Source organism: Hymenobacter sp. J193 (assembly GCF_024700075.1).
GTDB lineage: Bacteria > Bacteroidota > Bacteroidia > Cytophagales > Hymenobacteraceae > Hymenobacter.
In genome coordinates this window covers 4,710,206-4,731,336 of record NZ_JAJONE010000001.1, presented here as the reverse complement: position 1 = coordinate 4,731,336, position 21,131 = coordinate 4,710,206, and the positions used below count along the sequence as shown (strand labels likewise).

Sequence of the window (21,131 nt, the reverse complement as noted above, 5' to 3'; positions counted from 1 at the left end):
TCAGCCTACGTATCCCTCAAGCTCCGGCTGAACAAAATCCAAGTCCCTAAGACCCTAAGTCCCCAAGACCCTAAAAGATGAACATCTTCCAATATCCCGTACAGGCGGAGTGGGCGGCGCTGCAGCAGCGGGCGGCCCAGCAGCAAACCCAGGACGTGGAGCTGCGCGTGCAGCAGATCTTTGAGGACGTGCGCCGGCGCGGCGACGCGGCCCTGCTCGACTACGCCCGCCAGTTCGATGGGGCCGACCTCAGCGGCGGACTGCGTGTAGGGACCGAGGAGCTGGCTGCCGCCGCGGCGCAGGTGCCAGCGGAACTGCAAACGGCCATTTGGCAGGCGCACGCCAATATTCTGCGGTTCCACCAGGCGCAAATACCGCAGGAGGAGCGCGTGGAAACCATGCCGGGCGTGACGTGCTGGCGGCGGGCGGTGCCCGTGCAGCGCGTGGGCCTCTACATTCCGGGCGGCACCGCCCCGCTGTTCAGCACCCTGCTGATGCTGGGCGTACCCGCCCGCCTGGCCGGCTGCCCCGAAATCCTGCTCTGCACCCCGCCCCAGAAGAACGGACTGGTGAATCCCATTATCCTCTTCACGGCTCAGCTGCTGGGCATCAGTACTATCGTGAAGGCCGGCGGGGCCCAGGCCGTGGCCGCCTTGAGCGGCGGGACGGATTCGGTGCCGGCCGTGGATAAGATTTTCGGGCCCGGTAACCGCTACGTTACGGCCGCCAAGCAGCTGGCTACCCGCTACGGCGTGGCCATTGATATGCCGGCCGGCCCCTCAGAGGTGCTCGTCATTGCCGACGAATCGGCCAACCCAGCTTTCGTGGCCGCCGACCTGCTCAGCCAGGCCGAGCACGGCCCCGATTCGCAGGTGATGCTGCTGTCCGACTCCTTATATATACTGGAGCAAACCAAAGCCGAGGTGGAGCGCCAGCTGCGCGAGCTGCCCCGAGCTGAGGTAGCCGCCCAGGCCCTGCAGGAAAGCCGCGCCATTCTGCTGCGCACGCCGGAGGAAATGCTCTACTTCTCGAACCAGTACGCGCCCGAGCACCTGATTCTGGCCGTGCGCAACCCCGAGCAGCTGGCCGAAGGCGTAACCAACGCCGGCTCCGTGTTCCTGGGCCACCTCACGCCGGAAGCTGTGGGCGACTACGCCTCGGGCACCAACCACACGCTGCCCACCAACGGCTACGCCCGCAACTACAGCGGCGTGTCGCTGGATTCATTCCTGAAGAAAATTACTTTCCAGCGGCTCACTCCCGAAGGTTTGCTCAACGTGGGCCCGGTGGTGGAAACCATGGCCGAAGCCGAGGGCCTCCGCGCCCACGCCCGTGCCGTCACCCTTCGCCTGGAGGCGTTGGCCGGCGGGAAGGAGTAAGTCTTAAGTATAGGAAGAAAACAGAACGTCATGCTGAGCGAAGTCGAAGCATCTCGCGTGCTGAGGTCAGAACTAAATTAATACGAGAGTGAAAGAGCAACTTCACCCAATAAGCTATACCACGCTTAAAGCAACGCATACTTGCTTGGTGGCCGTTGGGGAAGCTCAGTTAGCTCTGACTGTTTCTCATATTCTTGCTGGGAGTCAGCTTGAAAAACCGGTGTTGCATAATGCCCCGCAACAGCTTTGCACGAATCAATACTCTCTTCATCTTGAAACTGATGAAATAGAGTCTATTCATGAGATTCTCTTAGATACTGAAGCCGCTTCAGTCGGAAGCAATGGCGAGTCAACTGGGCAGACTAGTTTCTATGCATCATTAGTTGACACGTGGAGTGACTTGTTAGAGCAGGCAAATCAGTAGAGATACTTCAGCAAGCTCAGCATGACGTTCTGTTAAATCCGAAACATCCGTTTAAATCCGTGATTCATGTTCAACCTTGATAGCCTCGTGCGTCCCAACATCCGGGAAATGAAGCCCTACTCGTCGGCCCGCGACGAATTCCAAGGAGAGGCCCAGGTCATGCTCGACGCCAACGAGAACAGCCTCGGCAGCGCCGGTCCCGACCAGTTCAACCGCTACCCCGACCCGCTGCAGCGCGCCGTGAAGGCCGAACTGGCCCTGCTGAAAGGCGTACGTCCCGAGCAGATTTTCCTCGGCAACGGCTCCGATGAGGCCATCGACCTGCTGGTGCGCCTCACCTGCGTGCCCGGCCAGGACAGCCTGCTTATCCTGCCGCCCACCTACGGCATGTACGAGGTGGCCGCCAACCTCAATGATGTGCGCGTGGAGCGCCTCCAGCTGACGCCCGACTTTCAGCTTTCGCCCGAAATTGTAGCCGGCGTGCTGGCTTCCGCCGCCAAAATCGTGTGGCTCTGCTCGCCCAACAACCCGACCGGCAACCTGCTCCACGCCGAGTACATGGAGGAAATCCTGCGCGGTTTCCGCGGACTGGTGGTGGTGGATGAGGCCTACGCCGATTTCGCGCCAACGGCTGGCTGGACGACCCGCCTGGCGGAGTTCCCGAACCTGGTGGTGCTGCAAACCTTCTCCAAAGCCTGGGGACTGGCCGGTCTGCGCCTGGGCATGGCCTTCGCCTCGCCGGAAGTCATCGGCTACCTCAACAAAATCAAGCCGCCCTACAACGTGTCGGAAGCCACGCAGCGCCACGCACTCCAGGCCCTGCGCGACGCGCCCCGCTTCGAGGAGTTGCGCCGGCAGTTACTGAAGGGTCGCGACTGGCTGCAGGAGCGGCTGCCCGCGCTGCCCATCGTGGCGGAGGTGTTCCCCTCGGATGCCAACTTTCTGCTGGTGCGTTTCCACCTCGATGCCACGGCCGTGTATGATTTCCTGGTAGCCCGGGGCATCATCGTGCGCAACCGCACCACCCAGCCCGGCTGCGCCGGCACGCTCCGCCTCACCGTGGGAGCCCCCGCCGAGAACGAGCTGCTGCTCCAGGCCCTGCGGGAGTTTGCCGGGTAGCGTATGGCAGCCTACAGTGAGTATATCGGGGATGGAATTGTCGAGAACCTAGAAATCGACTTCAAGGCCAAACGCGTAACCTTAGAAGTGAAGCGATGGGAAAATGAAGAATTGTCGGAGACTGTTACAGTTGTTTTTTCAGGAGTAGAGCTGCAAGAGTTCTGGGATTTCGGCAACACGACTATTCTCTTTAATTTGAGGGAAGCTGATTCGTCTAGTGAGTTCATGAATTTGCATGCTGATTACTTTCACAGAATGCGAAAACACTTGCCAAGTGCCTTGTTGGATGAAATAAACTCAGACCCTGCTAACCGCTTCTTCTCCTTTGAATCAACTTGTGGGTTTGAAGGATTTGTTATCTGTAAAGAGTTTCAGTTGTCGAATTACTCACCACTTACGACGAAAGAGTAATGCAGCTCGTGCTGTTCTGCGGAATTCAGGCTACCGGAAAATCGACGTTCTACCAACAGCGGTTTTTCCACTCCCACGTGCGCATCAGCCTGGACCTGTTGCGCACGCGCCACCGGGAACGGCGTTTGCTGGAGCTGTGCCTGCAAACCCAACAGCCCTGCGTGATAGACAATACCAACCCCACGCAGGCCGAGCGGGCGGTGTACCTGACAGCTGGGAAGACCGCAGGCTTCGAGTTGGTTGGCTACTTTTTTCAGTCGGTGGCGGCACAGTCGCTCGTCCGAAACCAGCAGCGCCCGCCGGAGCGGCAGGTGCCCGACAAGGGAATACGCGCTACCCGCAATCGGCTGGAGCTGCCTACCCGGGCCGAGGGCTTCGACCAACTTTACTTTGTGCGCCCGCTCGGCAATCAGGAATTTGACGTGACCAACTGGCAGGATGAAATTTGACGACCTCGACGCGCGAATGCGCGTTTTTGAAACCGCCCACGACCACTGCGCGCTGCCCGGCCTCTACCTGGTGGCCCGCTTGGATGGGCGTGGCTTCACCCGCCTCACCAAGGAAGTACACCCGTTTGAGGCGCCCTTCGATGTGCGGATGCGCGACTACATGGCCGAAACCACCCGTCATCTGCTGGATTGTGGTTTCCGGATAGTTTACGGCTTCACGCAGAGCGACGAAATTTCTCTGTTGCTGCACCCCACAGAGGATTCCTTTGGACGCAAGCTGCGCAAGTATACCTCGGTGCTGGCGGGCGAGGCCTCAGCTAAGTTCTCCCTCTTGCTCGGCGACGTAGGCGTGTTCGACTGCCGCATTTCCCAGCTGCCGCGCCGGCAGGATGTGGTAGACTATTTCCGGTGGCGGCAGGAAGACGCGGCCCGTAACTCCCTGAACGCGCACTGTTACTGGCTCCTCCGCAAGCAGGGACGCTCGGTGGCTGAGGCCACGGCGCAGGTGAAGAGCCAGCGTACTGCCTCCAAGCACGATTTAATGTTTGCACACGGCATCAACTACAATGAGTTGCCGGCCTGGCAAAAGCGGGGCCTGGGGCTGTATTGGGAAGAGTATCCGAAAATCGGTTTCAACCCGCATACCCAGGAATCCGTGGCAACAATGCGTCGCCGGCTCGCGCTCAATTTAGAATTGCCGTTGGGCGATGCGTACGCAGAGTTCGTCCGGGTTCTTTTACCGGCGGCTGATTAAGGGCTGCCGCTGTTTATTTGTATACGCTCAAGTCGCCGGGCCGCAACAACTCGGCGTCAAGTTTCTTCTTCATGAAAAAAGTACTCTTCATTGACCGCGACGGCACCATCCTCGTTGAGCCGCCGACGGATTTCCAGGTGGACGCGCTGACGCGGGAAAAATTTCAGTTTGTGCCCGGCGCCATCACCGGCCTGGCCCGCATTGCCCGCGAGCTGGATTATGAGCTGGTGTTGGTGAGCAACCAGGATGGCCTCGGCACAGCCAGCTTTCCGGAGGATACTTTCTGGCCGGCCCACACCATGATGCTCGACGTGCTGCGCTCGGAAGGAGTGGAGTTCGTGCGTGAGCACATCGACCGCAGCTTCCCCCACGAGAACCTGCCCACCCGCAAGCCCGGCACCGGCATGCTCACCCAGTACCTGGGCGAAGGCAGTGGCTACGACCTCAAAAACTCCTTCGTCATCGGCGACCGAGTGACCGACGTGGAGCTGGCCCAGAACCTGGGCTGCCAGTCTATACTATTGAAGCCGGAAGGGGAGGGCGACGAGCGCGCCGCGCTGACCACCATGAGTTGGGAAAAAATATACCAGTTTCTGCGTCTGCCTGCTCGTACCGCCGTGGTACAACGCGACACGAACGAAACTAAAATCCGCATTGAGCTGAACCTCGATGGCAACGGCCGGCCTGAGATGCACACCGGTTTAGGCTTCTTTGACCATATGCTCGATCAGCTCAGTAAGCACTCGGGCGTGGATATGCGCATCACGGTACAAGGCGACCTGCACATCGACGAGCACCACACCATTGAGGACACGGCCATTGCCCTGGGCGAAGCTTTCACCCAGGCCCTCGGCGACAAGCGTGGCCTGGCCCGCTACGGCTTCCTGCTGCCGATGGATGACGTACTAGCCCAGGCCGCCATTGACTTCTCGGGCCGCCCCTGGATTGTGTGGGATGCTGAGTTCAAGCGCGAGAAAGTAGGGGATATGCCCTGTGAAATGTTTTACCATTTCTTCAAGAGCTTCTCCGATGCTGCCCACTGCAACCTCAATATCAAAGCCGAGGGTCAGAACGAGCACCACAAGATCGAAGCCATCTTCAAGGCCGTAGCCAAGTCCATAAAAATGGCCCTGGTGCGCGACGCCGGCCGCATGGAAATCCCCAGCACCAAAGGCATTCTGTAGCTTACCCATTTGTTTAAACAAATGGGTAAAGGTCTGCCTAGATAGATGTTGTGCGCAATTTGTTGTTCCGAGCGAAGCCAACATCTCTTTTGTAAGAAAGCGGGATAAGGTCTTCCGTTACGAACCCCCAAAGATAAAAGCAGCAAATAAATCACGCAAACCACGTTTATTCATTTGAATAATATCTAATAAACTCACACCTCTTGCTTTAATATACTCAAATGGAAATAGCCATAGTTGATTACAAAGGCGGCAACGTACAGTCGGTGCTTTTTGCGCTGGAACGACTGGGCGTGCAAGCCACGCTCACGGCCGACCACGAAATAATTCGCCGCGCCGATAAGGTACTGTTCCCGGGTGAAGGCGAGGCCGCCTCCGCCATGCAGGAACTACGGGCTCAGGGCCTGCACGAGCTGCTGCCTACGCTTACGCAACCCTTCCTGGGAATCTGCCTGGGGATGCAACTGCTGGGCCGCCATACCCAGGAAGGCGGGGGCACCGAACTGCTCAATATTCTACCCTTCGATGTAGTGCGCTTCCCAGCCACCGCGGAGTTCAAAGTGCCGCACATGGGCTGGAACAACCTGCAGGCCCTGCGCGGTCCGTTGTTTGAAGGGCTGGGTGCAGAAGACTACGTGTACTTCGTGCACAGCTACTACGCCCCGGTGGGCGCGTACACCATCGCCGAATCAACATACCCTGCGCCATTCAGCGCTGCCGTGCAGCACCAGAACTTCTATGCCGTGCAGTTTCACGCTGAGAAGAGTGGTCCCGTCGGCACCCGCATCCTGGAAAACTTTCTCAAGCTGTAAGCCCGTAATGATGAACAGTCATGCTGAGCGGAGTCGAAGCATCTCTACCGCTTCGTTGGGGTAGTAATTGATTACCCTCAGTAGAGATGCTTCGGCTCCGCTCAGCATAACGTTCTTCTTAGCCGCTATCAGCACCAAGTACCAACCTAAATGGAAATCATTCCCGCCATCGACCTCATCAACGGCCAGTGCGTGCGCCTGACGGAGGGCGACTTCACCCAGCAGACTACCTACGACGCCGATCCGCTGGCCGTGGCCCAACGCTTTGAGGCGGCCGGCGTAAAGCGCCTGCACCTGGTAGACCTCGACGGAGCCCGCGCTAAACGCCCCGTAAACCTGCCCGTGCTGGAGCGCATTGCCCGCCATACCGCCCTGCACATCGACTTCGGGGGTGGACTGCAGAGCGAGGAAGCCGTACGCCAGGCCTTCGACGCCGGGGCCCGGCAGATTACGGCCGGCAGCATTGCCGTGCGCGAGCCCGCCACCGTGAATGGCTGGCTTCAAACCTTCGGGGCGGACCGCATCATCATTGGGGCCGACTACCGCGACAACCACATTTCCATCAACGCCTGGGCTGAGCAGAGTGAGCGGACGTTGCGCGAGTTTGTGGAGGGCTACCTGGCCAGCGGGGCCACTACCTTTATCTGTACTGACGTGAGCAAGGATGGCAAGCTCCAGGGCCCGTCTCTGGCTACCTACACCGAGTTACGCGAGCAGCTGCCCGCCGCCCAACTTATTGCCAGCGGGGGAGTGACTACTCTGGCTGATGTGGAAGCCCTGGCCGCTGTGGGCATGCACGGGGCCATCATCGGCAAAGCCATCTACGAAGGCACCATCACGCTGGAGCAACTGAGGCCCTGGCTGTAACTGTTTAATTTTACCAACTGATTTCCTCCGTGTATTCTGCACAAGTCGGGATGTCCTGAACCTTGCGGAAGTCGTTGGTTTCAACGTTTAGCTCCCAGATAGCACTGTGGCTTCCGAAAGGATCAACCAGTAACTGCAGGCGTGATTCTCCAACATAACGGAGTGCATGAACATATTTTCTGTCTGTGAGAGGAATAATCTGTTTACCGCGCTTCGAATGCCATACTGTAACATGCTCGCCCGCAACTACTGCCCATTTATGGGTGCGACTTATGTAGCCGCAGGCTGGGTCGCCATAGAAGTCGTCTTCTAAGACATGCTCACCATTTCTTTTTCGAATGAGAATGGCGTCCTCAAAACTATGTCCTAGTAGAAATTCAGGCGTTTCATCAAGTACTCGTAATTCTGGATAAGCTCTACGCCAATTAATCTGCCCCATTCACTTAATACAAGAAGGTGTGGATTAAAGATAGCCTCAGACAAAAACCAAACAACCCAATGCTAACCAAACGAATCATACCCTGCCTCGACGTGAAGGACGGGCGCACCGTGAAAGGGGTGCGCTTCGAGGGCCTGCGCGACGCCGGTGACCCGGTGGCCCTGGCCGCTCGCTACGCCCGCGAGGGCGCCGACGAGCTGGTGTTCCTCGACATCACCGCCACCAACCAGAAGCGCGCCACGCTGGTGGCCCTGGTGCGCGACGTGGCCCGCGAGCTGGATATTCCCTTCACTGTGGGTGGAGGCATTGGCACGGTGGCTGACGTGGAAGCTTTGCTTATGAACGGGGCCGACAAAGTGAGCATCAACTCGGCTGCCCTGGCGCGCCCCGGGCTGATTGACGAGCTGGCCGCCCGCTTCGGTTCCCAGTGCATTGTGGTGGCCGCCGATGCCCGGTACCACGAGCCGGAGGGCTGGCAGATCTACACCCGCGCCGGTACCCACAACACTGGCCTCGACGCTGTGCAATGGTGCCGCGAGGTGGCCGACCGCGGTGCCGGTGAAATCCTGCTTACCAGCATGAGCAACGACGGTACCAAGGACGGCTTCGCCCTCGACATTACCGGAGCCGTGAGCCGAGCCGTGTCGGTGCCGGTAGTGGCCTCGGGTGGGGCCGGGTCCAAGCAGGACTTTACCAACGTTTTTCAGCTGGCCCACGCCGATGCGGGCCTGGCCGCCAGCATCTTTCACTTCGGCGAAATCGGCATCCGCGAGCTAAAAGAGCACCTGCGCCAGGACGGCATTGCCGTGCGGCTGTAAAGTAGTAGTGAGTAGGTAGTATTGAGTAGAGTTTTACAGCTCATGTCATTGATACCAGCCAGCCCGACTACTCATTACCCATTACCAACTACTCAATACTAAAGAATGGATTTTGCCAAAATGCCCGATGAGCTGATTCCCGTAATAGTGCAGGATGCCCATACGGGGCAGGTGCTGATGCTGGGCTACCAGAACGAAGAAGCGCAGCGCGTAACCCGTCAGACGGGCCGCGTGACGTTCTTTTCCCGCTCCAAGCAGCGCCTCTGGACCAAGGGCGAAACCAGTGGGAACTACCTCACCGTGGTAAGTGAGCACGAAGACTGCGACCAGGACGCGCTGCTCATCCTGGCCCACCCCGACGGGCCCACCTGCCACCGGGGTACCACCAGCTGCTTCGAGCAGCCCGACCAAGTGCGCTACCCAGCCCCGGCTGTGAGCTTCGTGGCGGAGCTGGAGCGCCTGGTGCAGCGCCGCCACCAGCACCCCGACGAAGACCCCAAATCGTACACCGCCTCGCTGTTTCGCAAGGGCATGCCCAAAATAGCCCAGAAAGTGGGAGAGGAGGCCGTCGAAACTGTTATTGATGCGGTAGCCGGCAACACCGAGGGCCTTAAAGGCGAAGCCGCTGACTTGCTTTACCATTTGCTGGTGCTGCTCACGGCCTCAGGCTTATCCATAGAAGATGTGGTAGCCGTGCTCAGGCAGCGCCACAGTACCATCTCCGGCGGTCTGCGCCGGGAGTAGCGGAGTAGCATCGAACAGCTAGCCCCTTGTGAAAAGCTGTCTGTGGGCTTATAAAGGCGGGCAACGTTCACTCACTTACTATTTCTGTAGTTTATGACTTCTTATGCTATCCAATTGTTACCCCTACATGCCGAACAAGCTGCTATTTTCCTTCGGTGGATTCAGGACCCGGAAGTTATTGCATACTCGCTGTCAGTGTTTCAACAGTTGAATACACTGGCTGAAGTTACACAATGGCTGACGGCTACGCTGGCGGATACCCGAAGCCTGACACTGGGAATTTATCTGGCCGAAACCGAGGACTTGATTGGCTACGCGGGCATTACCAGCATTTCAACGGTCAATCAATCCGGCGAATATTTCATCCTGGTGGGCGATAAACAGTACTGGGGCAAAGGCATTGCCACGACGGTTACCCGGCAAATTGTAGCGCGGGGCTTTGCAGAGTTAGGCCTGAACCGGATTATGCTGACGGTTTCCGAGCCGAATAAGGGAGGGGTGAAGGCTTATCGACGAGCGGGCTTCCAGGTGGAGGGCCGGCTACGCCAGGCATGCTTCCGCAAGCAGGCGTTTCATGACAAGCTGGTGATGTCGGTTTTGCGCGAGGAGTGGACCGCGTAGCTTCTTCCGTTCCGCTATTTACTTGTTGTCTTACTCTTGCAACCGGGCCCAAACCTATTCGTTTGGGCCCGGTTGCGTATGGGGCAGCTACGCTTCCTGAAAACCTTCCGTACTTTGCGCTCCGTTTTACCCATTGTTTCTATGCCTGCTCCTGACCGCGCTGCTTACCTTGCCTCCCAAAGTCTCACGGTGCTCGTGCCCGTGTATAATGAAGAAGAAAGCCTGGGGCAGTTTGTGGTGGAGATGGACAAGTTCCTGGCTGAAACCCCCGTGCCCACCACCGTGCTGTTCGTGAACGACGGCTCCACCGACAATTCCCTGGCTCTTCTGCGCGAGGTCTGCCGCCAGAAGCCGGCCTACGAGTTTATCAGCCTAAGCCAGAACCGGGGGTTGAGCACGGCCGTGAAAGCCGGCATCGACCACGCCCGCACCACGCTCATCGGCTACATCGACTCCGACATTCAGACCACGCCGCTGGATTTTATGACTTTCTTCGAGTTTCTGCCAGAGTTTGATATGGTCAACGGCATCCGGGCCAAGCGTCAGGATACCTTCGTGAAGAAGCTGTCGTCGGTCATTGCCAACACCGTGCGCCGCACCCTCATCAACGACGGGATTCAGGACACGGGCTGCCCGCTGAAAATCATCAAAACCGACTATGCCCGCCGCATTCCCCTGTTCCATGGCATGCACCGCTTCCTGGGGGCGTTGGTGCAGCTGCAGGGCGGTAAGGTGAAGCAGCTGCCGGTGCGCCACTTCCCGCGCTTTGCCGGCACGGCCAAGTATAACCTCTGGAACCGGGCCTGGAAGCCGCTGGTCGATACGTTTGGTTTCCGCTGGATCCGCAGCCGCTGGAAAAACTACGAAATCGGGGAGCACCACCGGGCCGAAACCGCGGTAACCGAGTCATCGGGCAACTAAGTCAGGCGCTATGACTTCGCAAACCGTTGCCCTGGGCATTGGGCTGGTCTCGCAGCTGTTGTTTTCGTGCCGGATTGTGCTGCAATGGGTGCAGAGCGAGCGGGCCAAGCGGGTGCTGGTGCCCACGCTGTTCTGGCAGATCAGCCTGGTTTCCTCGTTTCTGATGATTGTCTACGGCATTCTGCGCCACGACCCGGTTATTCTGCTGGCCCAGCTCATCAGCTACGCTATTTATATCCGCAACCTGCAGCTGCTGGGCGAATGGCGCAAGCTCAATGGCTGGTTCCGGGCCGCCGCCTACGTATTTCCGGTGGCCATGCTGGGCTGGTTTATCCTGGGCACTCAGCACTTCAGTTTGCGGGCCATGCTGGGCAGCCGCATTCCGGCCGGGCTGCTGGCGCTGGGCGCCATCGGGCAAACCATTTTTCTGCTGCGCTTTGTCTACCAGTGGATTTACTCAGAGCGCAAGGGCGAGTCTTCCCTACCGCTGAGCTTCTGGGTTATCAGCTTCGTCGGCTCAGTGCTTATTCTAGTGTACGCCGCATTGCGCCAGGATGCCGTGCTGCTTATCGGGAACGTGTTTGGCTCGGTGGTGTACGCCCGCAACATTGTGCTCCTTCGGCGGGAGCAGGCCCGGGCCCGGCAGCAGGCATCCATTGGCTAAAGCCGGTAGTTCTGCTTTCTATTACGGCGTTTCCTGCTGACTCATCCACTGCACGAAAGCCTGCAGGCCTTCGGCCAGGGGAGTGCGGGGGGCGTACCCCAAGAGCTGGTGGGCCTTGGTAATGTCGGCGAAGGTTACGTCCACGTCGCCGGGCTGCATGGGCTGAAAGTGCAGCTCGGGCTCCACGCCCACGGCCTTGCCTACAGCTTTAATAAGCTCCCGCAGGGTTACGGGGCGGTTGTTGCCCAGGTTCAGGGTTTCGTACACGCCCGTGTGCGTGAGCAGATGTTCCACGCCCGCCGAAATGCCCGCCACTGTATCCAGCACGAAGGTATAGTCGCGGGCTGTGCTGCCGTCGCCAAACACGGGAATGGGCTGTCCGGCCTGCAGCAGGCGCACAAACTTGTGAATGGCCAGGTCGGGCCGCTGGCGGGGGCCATACACGGTAAAAAACCGGGCGTTGAGCACGTCCAGCCCGTAGAGGTGGTGGTAGGTGTAGGTGAGCTGCTCGCCGGTGAGCTTGGAGGCCGCGTAGGGCGAGATGCACGTGGCCTGCAGGTTGGCGTCTTCCCGGAACGGCCGCGCCGGCGTATTGCCGTATACAGAAGAGGACGAGGCAAAAAACAGCTTTTGGATGCCCCGCTGCCGCATCCATTCCAGCAGGTGGGTGGTGCCCAGCACGTTGTTGTCGAGGTAGTCGATGGGCGCGTGCACCGAGGGGCCTACGCCGGCTTTGGCGGCCAGGTGGACCACTACCTCAATCGGGTCGGCCGGCAGCGCGTCTACCAGCGCGTCCTGGCCGTGGCGCAGGTCCACTTCGTGAAAGCTGAAGCGCGGATGCTGCCGGAATCCGGCCATATTCTGTTCTTTGCGATGGCGGCCGTAAAACGGGTCAAAGTTATCCAGGCCCGTCACGCAGTGCCCACGCTGCAGCAGTAGCTCCACTAGGTGTGACCCAATAAATCCAGCGCAACCAGAGACCAATACAGACGCCATTGGCAAAAGAGAAAACAGGAGGGAGGCTTCCCGAAAACAAGCAGGGAAGAAGGCAAAGGTAGCCGATTTTGCCACCCGGCCGCCGTAGCGTACGTAGGCACTCACTTCTATGAAACAACCTTTATGGGGCTGGAAGGCCTTTTTAACCTGGGCGCTGGTTCTGGGCAGACTCCTGGCGGCGCGGGCGCAGAACGCCACGCCGTTGTCCGTCAGTCAGGTACAGGTGATAGGGCACGCTGGCTCTGGGTTTTTCACGCCCATCAATCCGTTCAATTCTTCCCCACCCAGCTCCTGGCGCGGTATCGTGCGGGCCTTGCGGCGCGGGGCCGATGGGGTGGAAATTGACGTCCAGCTCAGCCAGGACAGCATTCCACTGCTGTACCATAATACCAACCTACCGTCCATGACTTCTGCCGCCACGGGCTGCCTGAGTTCCACGCCAGCCACCGCGGTGCTGGCGCTGCGCTACCGCGGTGGCTGGCCCTACGACTGGCTGCAGCGGGAACGGCCTCAGCGCCTCGATACTGTGCTGGCCCGCCTGGCCCGGCGCCCCGTATTCCCCATCCTGCACCTGGACCTGCACGAATCCGACGACTGTACCCCCTACGGAGACGGAACCCGCTCCCGCACCCTGGCCCGGGCACTTCAGGCGTTGCTGAGTCACTATGCCATTCCTCCGCAGCGCCTCCTGATTCTAACCAGCCAGCCAGCCACACTGCGCTATCTGCGCCAACTGCTGCCTGGGGTGCCACTGGGCCTGGAGGTGACAGAAAACTTCGACGCCGGACTTCAGCAGGCGCAGGAGCTGGGCGTAGAGGCGGTAGTGCTGGCCAAGCGCGTGGCAACTCCCGAGCGGAGCGCGGCTATCCATCGGGTGGGCCGGCAGGTTGTCATCTTCGGAGGCCGTTCCCCGAAGGCCATCCGGCGGCTGCTGGCCTGCCAGCCCGAGGCCCTTGAGGCTGACAACGTGCAGTTGCTGCTGCGGCTGCGCCGGCAGGCACTCCGGCATCAGGGACAGTAAGCAGTTATCAGCGCATTTTCCACTTAAAACCGCACGAGAGAAGTTGACAGTATTTACCCGGTTTCTGCAAACCCGCGTCGGGCGGGTGGTTTCAGTTTTGCTTATCTGCGGCTGTAATTTTTTCGTGCACCTGGGCACTCCGGAGGTGGGCCTGATGGAGGCGCGCAACTTTGTGGCGGCCCGCGAAATGGTGGCCGGCGGCTCCTGGCTGATTCCGACCATGAACGGGGCCCTCCGCCTGGCCAAGCCTCCGCTGCCTACCTGGGCGGTAGCCGCCCTGCAAACCCTGACGGGGCCTACCGATAACCTCGGCATCTTACGTCTGCCCGCCGTCTGCATGGCCACGCTGCTGGTTTTCTTTTTCTGGGGACTGGCCCGGGAGCTTACCCGCCTGCTGCCGGCAGAAGCTGATGCGCCGGGGCGCACGGCTTGGCTGGCGGCCGTAGTGTTGGCCAGCAGCCTGCTGCTCATCACCGTGGGCCGCGACGGGCAGTGGGACATCTTTTCCAACGCCTGGATGGTAGGCTGCCTCTGGCTGCTGGTGCGTGGGCTTCGCACGGGGGCATTAGGGGCGTATGCCGGGGCCGGCTTGCTGCTGGGTTTCACCATCCTAAGCAAAGGCCCGGTAGCCCTGTATGCGCTCTTGCTGCCTTTTCTGGTGGTTTACTTCACCCGTGTGGGGCCCCGGCCCGGCGCCATAGCCAAGCCCATCGTAGGCATTCTGCTGTTTCTGGTAACAGGAGGGGTGGTAGGTGGTTTCTGGCCCTGGTATGTATGGAGCCACGTGCAGCCGGAAGTATTGGTTGTAGCTCGGGTAGAAGTGGCTTCCTGGGGCGAGCGGCACGTGCAGCCGTCCTGGTACTACGTCAATTTTCCGGTGTTTACCGGGGTGTGGGCCCTGGTAGCCTTGGTGTCCCTGGTGGTTCCGTATGCGCGCCAGCGGGCGGCGCGGTACATCCCGTATGTCTTTTGCCTTGGGTGGCTCTTGGTCACGTTGTTCCTGCTGAGCGTGGTACCCGAGAAGAAAGAGCGGTATATGCTGCCGCTGATGCTGCCACAGGCACTGCTGCTCACCGGGCTTCTGCGGAGCTGGGAAACCACGTTCCGCTCGTCGGCCGCCAGCCGGCCTGATCGGGTGCTGGTGGGCATTTGGGCGGGTTTGCTGCTAGTGGTGTGCGTAGCTTTGCCCATCGCCATGCTGGTGGTAGCGTTGCCGGGGTTTACGCCGGACAGTCTGCATTTCTGGCTGGTTACGTTCGTTGCGGGGCTGTTGGGGGGCGTTTGCCTGGCGGTCAGGGTTCGGCACACTAAAACCCGCTGGGCTGATGCTGGTTTCGGTTGTGCTGATGGGGAGCGTCCTGGTCTTATTGATGCCCGCGTATCCGCAGTGGGAGAGCCGGAAGGGCGAGGCGGACATTCAGCGTATGCAGCACGTGCGGGCGACGCTGGATGACAAACCGTATGTCTGGTACAGTCTTAATGAATTGCACATCAAGCAGGTATGGGCGGCCGGTCGTGCCGTGCCGCGCTGGCAGCCGGATACCACCCGGCTGCTGGCTACTCCAATTGTCATTATAAATTCTCAGCCCACAGTCTCAGCTGCCGCTCTTGGCAAGCAGCTGCCACCCGTTACGATAAGCAAAGTGGATAGCTTCTACGTGGGCCGGGACCGAAAATCGGAACAACTGTTCGTGTTCCTGGTGCGTCCATTGTTATAGGCATACCTGGCAGAACCCAGTATCAAAAAAAGCCACCCTGGATAGGGTTACGCCAGTACCATCCAGGGTGGCTTTTTTTGATTGAAAAGTTACTCATGGGAAACCTGCCGCCGTATTTTTTCCAGCAGGCTCTGCACAATTGCCAGGTCGGTAGCGTCCTGAATCGTTAGATCGGTATGCAGACCCGGACCGCTGAGTTGGATGCGGAATATGGGAGTAGAAGTGTTCTGTGGTAGATCTGCTGGAGTTGTCTGGCTCGCTGATGGATTTGGGTAAACCGGTCCTTGCGGGGGAGTTATTGGAGGTTCTGTTGCATGACTGATGGAGGAAGCCGGGAGTTTTGGCTGCAGAGAAGAAACCGTAGAAGAACTCTTATCCGAACTGGCAACTACTCCCGAGTTGCGGGAAGGCAGATTGAACAATGCTGAGACAGGATCATCTGCATCATCCAGAGCAGGTTCAACAGAGGGTACAAGCGGAGGGGTTGCCGGCAGACTATTTATAGGCTCTGGCAGTGTGGGAGCCGTAGACGCTTCGGATACAGGTACAGTTGTTCTGCTGGCCGCGGAGTCACTGGACTCCGATGAGCGAGGACCACGAAATATATTCAGGGGCATATCACCAGCGGCTAACTCACGCCGGGGGCCCTGTTGAGCCGTGAGCTGATCGATATCCGCAATCGTGTTTTGCTCGTCGAGGATGTCGACCATGCGGGCCCCGTCAATAAAAGCCTTGGCTACATTCTGGGCATTGATTTCCTCTACGCCAAACTCCCGAATGAGCATCACGTCCAGCATATGTACGGGAAGTTCTCTGTTGCGGAACTTCCGGCATATCTGGGTGAATAGCGGAGGATGAAGAAAGGCTTCCCGGTGGTAGATTTTTTCTTCCTGTTTGTCATAGGCGTGCTTGATCCGCCGAAACAGGTTGGTTGTGGTTAGAAACTCCCGCTTGCTGGTAAGTAAACCGAACTTGACAGCAGAACCTACAATAGCCTTGAAGGATCCGCTTACTTTTCGATTCAACTTACGAGCAGTGGTTTCCAGTGCGCATTTACCACCGGTATCATCTACTACTTCAGCTACTTCCCAGGCACTGGTATAAGAGGTCCGTGGGTAGTCAATGGTTTTAGGCATAAACAGAGGCAATTGAAATGAAAGCAATAAAGGTAAAGAGTAATGGTATAAAGTCAATAAAAGTACAAAAAAGCTTATTATTCACATACTTTTTTGTACTTTTTATTGCCATTATAGTCTAATACTCAAAAATATTAATCACTACAATAACATTAACCCATGTAACAAATATTATATACCAAACTACCGTAGGGGCGGACCTGAAAGGAGCGGAGGGCATACACTACATCGAGTAAGGATTGCTCTAAAACGAGGCATGGGTCCGTAAAGGAAAGAAGCTGAACAAAATCTTATCTACATCCGCATACGCCTCAGACGTATTATATGAAGCAAAACCAGTGGCTTAGTCAAAGGCGCCCGCAAATCATACCTAGCAGGCAGGCACCGACTGTACTCAAATCTTGAAGAGGAATCTTTATCAGAAACAGGGACTCATTCATATAAATAAGTGGCTTAGGAAGCGTTGGATTTGACGGCCTCGAAACGGCCCGACTCACGGGCCTGAGCGTGCGTGCCATCAATGATATATTCGTCACTGGCTGGCCAAACAGACCAGAGCCAGAATAATGGCGGGGATAACCGTATCTAGTTACTTACCTACAGTTGCTTACTAATACCAATATAAACAGAAGCCAGAACCAACTAACGGGCCCTGATATATCAACCTACGGGCCCTGATATATCAACCTATGATTTTGTCTTATAATTTATATTATGTTAAGTGATGTTTTATAAAACAGGCCGAATAGCTAATTCGGCCTGTTTTACTTAAGAAATTGTCTCCCCTATTTCATGCCATCAAGCATCTTATTCATTCGCTCTGCGTCAGCATTGCGCTTGAGCGTGGTATATACCCGGCTCAGTGATTTGATGGTTGCCTGATCTTTAGGCTGGAGTTCCAGTGCTTTCTCGAAGTATGGAAGCGCCTGGTCAAAGTACTTCTTTCCATCGGCTTCCATCTTTTTACCCGACTTCATATAAGCAGCCTGATCCATGCGGCTCACCTTCGTGTACAGGTCGGCACCTTTGTTGAAGTTGTACACGCCCAGGTTGAATTGCGCATCAAAGTTATTCGGGTCAATTTCTACGGCCTTCTTGTAAGCGGCAAATGCCTGATCCGTCTGCTTGTTCTGGTCCAGAATCGAGCCTTTCACCGCGTACAGGTTGGCATTCGTGGGGTCGGCCGCAATGGCGCGGTCAATTTTGTCGAGAGCCTGCTTGCCGCGGCCGGCACTCAGCTCCATGTTCAGATCTTCGAGCATGAAGCCTTTATTGTTGGGATACGCGGCCAAGGCATCCTGCACCACTTTGCGGGCAGCGGCTTCATCCTTTTCCTGGCGGGCAATCTGCAGCAAGCGGCCGTACATCTGCGGCGACTTGTAGTTGATGCCCATCAGCTTGTTGTAGTTTTCCTTGGCACCGGCGAAATCCTGCTTGGCTTCCGAGGCGTAGGCAGCATACAGATACGCCGTAGTATCCTGCGGGCGAATCTGCTGGGCCATTTTGTACGAGTTGATAGCATCGTCGTACTTCTGGCCGTTATAATTTTCTACCCCGGCGTTGAGGGCCACGGCATAGAGATTGTCCAGCTTGCCCACGGCCAGCTTACCATATTCGCTGTCTTTGCCTTCCAGCTCAATGGCTTTCTGATACGACTCGAAGGCCACCTTTGCGCCCTCGCCGGGCTGCAGCATCTTGCTGTAGATTGGCATGCCCAGCATGCCTTCATACACTTCGCCGCGGGTGTACCAGGTTTTGGCTTTGCCCTTGGTTTTCTCGTTCTGAACGGCTTTGTCAATCTCCGTGCGGGCTTTGTCCAGGGTGCCCTGCCGCTGGTACAGGACGGCATTGGTTACGGCTGAGTTTTGGGCCAGGGCGGCTTGCATAGCACAGGCGGCCGCAATAGTCAGGAGGAACTTCTTCATTGGGTTTCTTTTGAAGAAAAATGAGGATTAGGGTGAGTGCCAAAGCAAACGGCAGAACCCGCTTCCGAGTTCTGCCGCCGCAAGTTAATTAGCGCTGAGCGAATCAGGATCAGTCAGAGCATCCAGTTCCGGGGAGCCCCCGGCCGGGCCAGCTTCCAGCCCGCCGCCTTCCAGCGCATCAGTTGGCAGAGAGTCAGCTTCTTCTACCTTGTCATCGGCTTGCACTTTGGCTACCGAAGAAATTGCGTCGCCGTCGCTGATACGCAGCAGGCGGACGCCCTGGGTGGCGCGGCCAATGGTTCGCAAATCCGCCATCCGCAACCGGATGGTGATGCCCGAACGGTTAATAATCATCAGATCATCCGTATCAACCACCGTTTTAATGGCTACCAGCGCCCCGGTTTTGTCGGTGATTTTCATGGCGCGCACGCCTTTGCCGCCCCGGTTGGTAATGCGGTACTCATCGAGCGAGCTGCGCTTGCCGTAGCCGTTTTCGGAAACAACCAACAACTCCTGCCCTTCGTCCGACACGCACACCATGCCGACCACGCGGTCCTGGCCATCATCGGCGAGGGTGATACCGCGCACGCCGGCTGCGTTGCGGCCCATGGAGCGCACTTTGCCTTCGTGGAAGCGCACCGCTCTGCCCGACCGCAAGGCCACGATAATCTCGCTGTTGCCGGTGGTGAGCTGCACGTCCAGTAGCCGGTCGCCCTCGTTGATGGTAATGGCGTTGATACCGGCCGTGCGAGGCCGCGAGTAGGCTTCGAGCGGCGTTTTCTTTACCGTACCCTGCTCCGTGCAGAACATCAGGAAAGTATTTTCCAGGTAGTCCGGGTCGCGCAGGCCACGCACGTTCAGCACGGAGCGGACGCTGTCTTCGCGCGGAATCTCAATCAGGTTCTGAATGGGCCGGCCTTTGGTGGCCTTCCCTCCTTCCGGCACTTCGTACACTTTCAGCCAGAACACCCGGCCCAGCTCGGTAAAGAACAGCAGGTACTCGTGGGTGGTGGCTACGAACAGATGCTCGGTGAAGTCATCGGTTTTGGACGTGGCGCCGCGGGCACCAACCCCGCCCCGAGCCTGGGCCCGGTACTCATCCAGCGCGGTACGCTTGATATAGCCTTCACGGGAGATGGTAATGACCATGCTCTCGTCGGCAATCATGTCCTCCATGGAGAAGTCGCCGCCGGCATACTCGATGGCCGTACGGCGCTTGTCACCGTACCGCTCCCGAATATCGAACAGCTCGTCCTTGATGATCTGGCGCTGCAGCACGTCCGAAGCCAGCACCGATTTCAGGTGGTCAATCAGCTTCATCAGCTCATCGTACTCAGCTATAATCTTATCGCGCTCCAGGCCGGTCAGGCGCTGCAGGCGCATATCCAAGATGGCGCGGGCCTGTACTTCGCTCAACGAAAAACGCTCGATAAGCTGCGTGCGGGCTACTTCCGGGTCGCGGGAGCTGCGGATCAAAGCAATGACCTCGTCGAGGTGGTCGAGGGCAATGAGCAGGCCTTCCAGGATGTGAGCGCGCTTTTGGGCCTCGGCCAATTCAAAGCGGGCCCGGCGCACGATAACCTCGGCGCGGTGCTCCACAAAATGATGAATCAGCTCCTTCAGGTTCAGCGTCATCGGGCGGCCTTTCACCAGGGCCACGTTGTTGACACCGAAGGATGATTGCAGCTGCGTGTAGCGGAACAGGTTGTTGAGCACCACGTTGGGTATGGCGTCGCGCTTTAGGTCATACACAACGCGCATCCCGTCGCGGTCAGATTCGTCGCGCAGATCGGCAATGCCTTCAATCTTCTTCTCGTTGATGAGGGCCGCCGTTTTCTCAATCATGGAGGCCTTATTCACCATATAGGGAATTTCAGTCACCACAATCTGCTCCTTGCCCGAAGCGGTGGTTTCAAACGTGGCCTTGGCCCGCATCACCACCCGGCCGCGGCCGGTTTCAAACGCCTGCTTAACGCCCTCGTAGCCGTAAATCACGCCCCCCGTGGGAAAATCCGGCGCGGTTACGTGCTCCATCAGCTCGGCAATGGTGATGTCCGGATTGTCCAGGTACGCCACAATGCCGTTGACCACTTCCGTGAGGTTGTGCGGGGCCATGTTGGTAGCCATACCCACGGCAATGCCCGACGTGCCGTTGATGAGCAGGTTCGGGAATTTGGCGGGCATCACGCTGGGCTCTTCGAGCGAGTCGTCGAAGTTGGGCTGAAAGTCCACCGTGTCCTTGTCCAGGTCGCCGAGCATTTCGTCGGCCAGGCGCTTGAGGCGGGCTTCGGTGTAGCGCATAGCGGCCGGCGAGTCGCCGTCGATGGAGCCGAAGTTGCCCTGCCCATCTACCAGCGGGTAGCGCAGGCTCCAGTCCTGGGCCATGCGCACCATGGTATCGTACACGCTGGTATCGCCGTGTGGGTGGTACTTACCCAGCACTTCGCCCACGATACGGGCACTTTTCTTATAGGATTTGTTGTAGGAAACGCCCAGCTCGCTCATGCCGTAGAGCACGCGCCGGTGTACGGGCTTCAGGCCGTCGCGCACGTCGGGCAGGGCCCGGGAAATGATAACCGACATCGAGTAGTCGATGTAGGCGCCGCGCATCTCATCTTCAATGTTAATCGGGATGATTCTCTCGCCTTCTGCTTCTGCCATAAGAGGTCGGGAAGGCCGGCTGAAGCTCCACCTTGGAGCCGGCCGGCGGTTACAGGATTAAGCCTGCA

21 protein-coding genes are annotated in these 21,131 nt (G+C 58.1%); 16 read left to right on the top strand and 5 right to left on the bottom strand.

Going from position 1 to position 21,131, the window contains the following annotated elements:
* The first annotated feature begins 77 nt into the window (after positions 1 to 77).
* The 9 genes from hisD (at position 78) to hisA (ending at position 7,399) form a co-directional block, all read left to right on the top strand.
* Positions 78 to 1,379: a histidinol dehydrogenase gene (hisD, locus tag LRS06_RS20740; RefSeq protein ID WP_257873272.1), complete on the top strand. Its 1,302-nt coding sequence runs from the start codon at positions 78 to 80 to the stop codon at positions 1,377 to 1,379.
* Positions 1,380 to 1,467: 88 nt separating this feature from the next.
* Positions 1,468 to 1,803 (top strand): hypothetical protein, encoded by a 336-nt coding sequence (locus tag LRS06_RS20735; RefSeq protein WP_257873271.1) that lies wholly within the window; start codon positions 1,468 to 1,470, stop codon positions 1,801 to 1,803.
* A 66-nt stretch (positions 1,804 to 1,869) separates the two neighbouring features.
* Positions 1,870 to 2,922, top strand: a complete 1,053-nt coding sequence (gene hisC, locus LRS06_RS20730) for a histidinol-phosphate transaminase (protein WP_257873270.1) — start codon at positions 1,870 to 1,872, stop codon at positions 2,920 to 2,922.
* 3 nt (positions 2,923 to 2,925) lie between these two features.
* Positions 2,926 to 3,333 carry a hypothetical protein gene (locus LRS06_RS20725; RefSeq protein ID WP_257873269.1) on the top strand — a complete coding sequence of 136 codons (408 nt, stop codon included), beginning with the start codon at positions 2,926 to 2,928 and terminating at the stop codon, positions 3,331 to 3,333.
* Positions 3,333 to 3,782, top strand: coding sequence for an ATP-binding protein (locus LRS06_RS20720; RefSeq protein WP_257873268.1), 450 nt, complete (start codon positions 3,333 to 3,335; stop codon positions 3,780 to 3,782). The genes LRS06_RS20725 and LRS06_RS20720 overlap by 1 nt, the downstream gene beginning before the upstream one ends.
* Positions 3,772 to 4,536 (top strand): tRNA(His) guanylyltransferase Thg1 family protein, encoded by a 765-nt coding sequence (locus LRS06_RS20715; RefSeq protein WP_257873267.1) that lies wholly within the window; start codon positions 3,772 to 3,774, stop codon positions 4,534 to 4,536. The genes LRS06_RS20720 and LRS06_RS20715 overlap by 11 nt, the downstream gene beginning before the upstream one ends.
* Before the next feature lie 71 nt (positions 4,537 to 4,607).
* A complete protein-coding gene (hisB, locus tag LRS06_RS20710) occupies positions 4,608 to 5,720 on the top strand; it encodes a bifunctional histidinol-phosphatase/imidazoleglycerol-phosphate dehydratase HisB (RefSeq protein ID WP_257873266.1) in 1,113 nt (370 codons plus the stop codon).
* Between the two features lie 221 nt (positions 5,721 to 5,941).
* Complete coding sequence (gene hisH / locus LRS06_RS20705; RefSeq protein WP_257873265.1) at positions 5,942 to 6,532, top strand: imidazole glycerol phosphate synthase subunit HisH; 591 nt, start codon at positions 5,942 to 5,944, stop codon at positions 6,530 to 6,532.
* Between the two features lie 150 nt (positions 6,533 to 6,682).
* A complete protein-coding gene (hisA, locus tag LRS06_RS20700; RefSeq protein ID WP_257873264.1) occupies positions 6,683 to 7,399 on the top strand; it encodes a 1-(5-phosphoribosyl)-5-[(5-phosphoribosylamino)methylideneamino]imidazole-4-carboxamide isomerase in 717 nt (238 codons plus the stop codon).
* Between the two features lie 10 nt (positions 7,400 to 7,409).
* Here the strand turns inward: hisA and LRS06_RS20695 are convergent, their stop codons facing one another.
* Positions 7,410 to 7,838 (bottom strand): hypothetical protein, encoded by a 429-nt coding sequence (locus LRS06_RS20695; protein ID WP_257873263.1) that lies wholly within the window; start codon positions 7,836 to 7,838, stop codon positions 7,410 to 7,412.
* A 59-nt stretch (positions 7,839 to 7,897) separates the two neighbouring features.
* Between LRS06_RS20695 and hisF the strand changes: the two genes are divergently transcribed.
* The 5 genes from hisF (at position 7,898) to LRS06_RS20670 (ending at position 11,606) form a co-directional block, all read left to right on the top strand.
* The gene (hisF, locus tag LRS06_RS20690) at positions 7,898 to 8,656 is read left to right on the top strand and encodes an imidazole glycerol phosphate synthase subunit HisF (protein ID WP_257873262.1); all 759 of its coding nucleotides are present in this window, start codon (positions 7,898 to 7,900) and stop codon (positions 8,654 to 8,656) included.
* 105 nt (positions 8,657 to 8,761) lie between these two features.
* Positions 8,762 to 9,400, top strand: a complete 639-nt coding sequence (gene hisIE, locus LRS06_RS20685; RefSeq protein WP_257873261.1) for a bifunctional phosphoribosyl-AMP cyclohydrolase/phosphoribosyl-ATP diphosphatase HisIE — start codon at positions 8,762 to 8,764, stop codon at positions 9,398 to 9,400.
* A gap of 93 nt (positions 9,401 to 9,493) precedes the next feature.
* Entirely contained in the window at positions 9,494 to 10,021 is a 528-nt protein-coding gene (locus LRS06_RS20680; protein ID WP_257873260.1) for a GNAT family N-acetyltransferase, read from the top strand.
* A gap of 141 nt (positions 10,022 to 10,162) precedes the next feature.
* On the top strand, positions 10,163 to 10,942 hold the full coding sequence (locus LRS06_RS20675; RefSeq protein WP_257873259.1) for a glycosyltransferase: 780 nt from the start codon (positions 10,163 to 10,165) through the stop codon (positions 10,940 to 10,942).
* Positions 10,943 to 10,952: 10 nt separating this feature from the next.
* A complete protein-coding gene (locus LRS06_RS20670; protein WP_257873258.1) occupies positions 10,953 to 11,606 on the top strand; it encodes a lipid-A-disaccharide synthase N-terminal domain-containing protein in 654 nt (217 codons plus the stop codon).
* 21 nt (positions 11,607 to 11,627) lie between these two features.
* On the opposite strand, the gene LRS06_RS20665 is transcribed toward LRS06_RS20670, so the two are convergent.
* On the bottom strand, positions 11,628 to 12,602 hold the full coding sequence (locus tag LRS06_RS20665) for a GDP-mannose 4,6-dehydratase (RefSeq protein WP_257873257.1): 975 nt from the start codon (positions 12,600 to 12,602) through the stop codon (positions 11,628 to 11,630).
* Between the two features lie 109 nt (positions 12,603 to 12,711).
* Between LRS06_RS20665 and LRS06_RS20660 the strand changes: the two genes are divergently transcribed.
* Together LRS06_RS20660 and LRS06_RS20655 are read left to right on the top strand one after the other, a co-directional pair.
* On the top strand, positions 12,712 to 13,623 hold the full coding sequence (locus tag LRS06_RS20660) for a glycerophosphodiester phosphodiesterase (RefSeq protein ID WP_257873256.1): 912 nt from the start codon (positions 12,712 to 12,714) through the stop codon (positions 13,621 to 13,623).
* Positions 13,624 to 13,666: 43 nt separating this feature from the next.
* Positions 13,667 to 15,076, top strand: coding sequence for a glycosyltransferase family 39 protein (locus tag LRS06_RS20655; RefSeq protein ID WP_257873255.1), 1,410 nt, complete (start codon positions 13,667 to 13,669; stop codon positions 15,074 to 15,076).
* A gap of 354 nt (positions 15,077 to 15,430) precedes the next feature.
* Here the strand turns inward: LRS06_RS20655 and LRS06_RS20650 are convergent, their stop codons facing one another.
* The 3 genes from LRS06_RS20650 to gyrA form a co-directional block, all read right to left on the bottom strand.
* Positions 15,431 to 16,477, bottom strand: a complete 1,047-nt coding sequence (locus tag LRS06_RS20650; RefSeq protein ID WP_257873254.1) for a hypothetical protein — start codon at positions 16,475 to 16,477, stop codon at positions 15,431 to 15,433.
* A 785-nt stretch (positions 16,478 to 17,262) separates the two neighbouring features.
* Positions 17,263 to 18,402, bottom strand: coding sequence for a tetratricopeptide repeat protein (locus LRS06_RS20645; protein WP_257873253.1), 1,140 nt, complete (start codon positions 18,400 to 18,402; stop codon positions 17,263 to 17,265).
* Between the two features lie 84 nt (positions 18,403 to 18,486).
* Positions 18,487 to 21,063, bottom strand: coding sequence for a DNA gyrase subunit A (gene gyrA, locus LRS06_RS20640; RefSeq protein WP_257873252.1), 2,577 nt, complete (start codon positions 21,061 to 21,063; stop codon positions 18,487 to 18,489).
* Between the last annotated feature and the right edge of the window lie 68 nt (positions 21,064 to 21,131).

What these genes read in the sequence shown, in the direction of transcription:
- LRS06_RS20715 (WP_257873267.1), top strand. Translation starts at nt 3,772, where the DNA reads ATGAAATTTGACGACCTCGACGCGCGAATGCGCGTTTTTGAAACCGCC.
- hisD (WP_257873272.1), top strand. Translation starts at nt 78, where the DNA reads ATGAACATCTTCCAATATCCCGTACAGGCGGAGTGGGCGGCGCTGCAG.
- hisA (WP_257873264.1), top strand. Translation starts at nt 6,683, where the DNA reads ATGGAAATCATTCCCGCCATCGACCTCATCAACGGCCAGTGCGTGCGC.
- hisF (WP_257873262.1), top strand. Translation starts at nt 7,898, where the DNA reads ATGCTAACCAAACGAATCATACCCTGCCTCGACGTGAAGGACGGGCGC.
- LRS06_RS20695 (WP_257873263.1), bottom strand. Translation starts at nt 7,838, where the DNA reads ATGGGGCAGATTAATTGGCGTAGAGCTTATCCAGAATTACGAGTACTT.
- hisIE (WP_257873261.1), top strand. Translation starts at nt 8,762, where the DNA reads ATGGATTTTGCCAAAATGCCCGATGAGCTGATTCCCGTAATAGTGCAG.
- LRS06_RS20660 (WP_257873256.1), top strand. Translation starts at nt 12,712, where the DNA reads ATGAAACAACCTTTATGGGGCTGGAAGGCCTTTTTAACCTGGGCGCTG.
- LRS06_RS20665 (WP_257873257.1), bottom strand. Translation starts at nt 12,602, where the DNA reads ATGGCGTCTGTATTGGTCTCTGGTTGCGCTGGATTTATTGGGTCACAC.
- LRS06_RS20645 (WP_257873253.1), bottom strand. Translation starts at nt 18,402, where the DNA reads ATGAAGAAGTTCCTCCTGACTATTGCGGCCGCCTGTGCTATGCAAGCC.
- LRS06_RS20725 (WP_257873269.1), top strand. Translation starts at nt 2,926, where the DNA reads ATGGCAGCCTACAGTGAGTATATCGGGGATGGAATTGTCGAGAACCTA.
- hisH (WP_257873265.1), top strand. Translation starts at nt 5,942, where the DNA reads ATGGAAATAGCCATAGTTGATTACAAAGGCGGCAACGTACAGTCGGTG.
- LRS06_RS20720 (WP_257873268.1), top strand. Translation starts at nt 3,333, where the DNA reads ATGCAGCTCGTGCTGTTCTGCGGAATTCAGGCTACCGGAAAATCGACG.
- LRS06_RS20680 (WP_257873260.1), top strand. Translation starts at nt 9,494, where the DNA reads ATGACTTCTTATGCTATCCAATTGTTACCCCTACATGCCGAACAAGCT.
- hisB (WP_257873266.1), top strand. Translation starts at nt 4,608, where the DNA reads ATGAAAAAAGTACTCTTCATTGACCGCGACGGCACCATCCTCGTTGAG.
- LRS06_RS20670 (WP_257873258.1), top strand. Translation starts at nt 10,953, where the DNA reads ATGACTTCGCAAACCGTTGCCCTGGGCATTGGGCTGGTCTCGCAGCTG.
- hisC (WP_257873270.1), top strand. Translation starts at nt 1,870, where the DNA reads ATGTTCAACCTTGATAGCCTCGTGCGTCCCAACATCCGGGAAATGAAG.
- LRS06_RS20650 (WP_257873254.1), bottom strand. Translation starts at nt 16,477, where the DNA reads ATGCCTAAAACCATTGACTACCCACGGACCTCTTATACCAGTGCCTGG.
- LRS06_RS20675 (WP_257873259.1), top strand. Translation starts at nt 10,163, where the DNA reads ATGCCTGCTCCTGACCGCGCTGCTTACCTTGCCTCCCAAAGTCTCACG.
- gyrA (WP_257873252.1), bottom strand. Translation starts at nt 21,063, where the DNA reads ATGGCAGAAGCAGAAGGCGAGAGAATCATCCCGATTAACATTGAAGAT.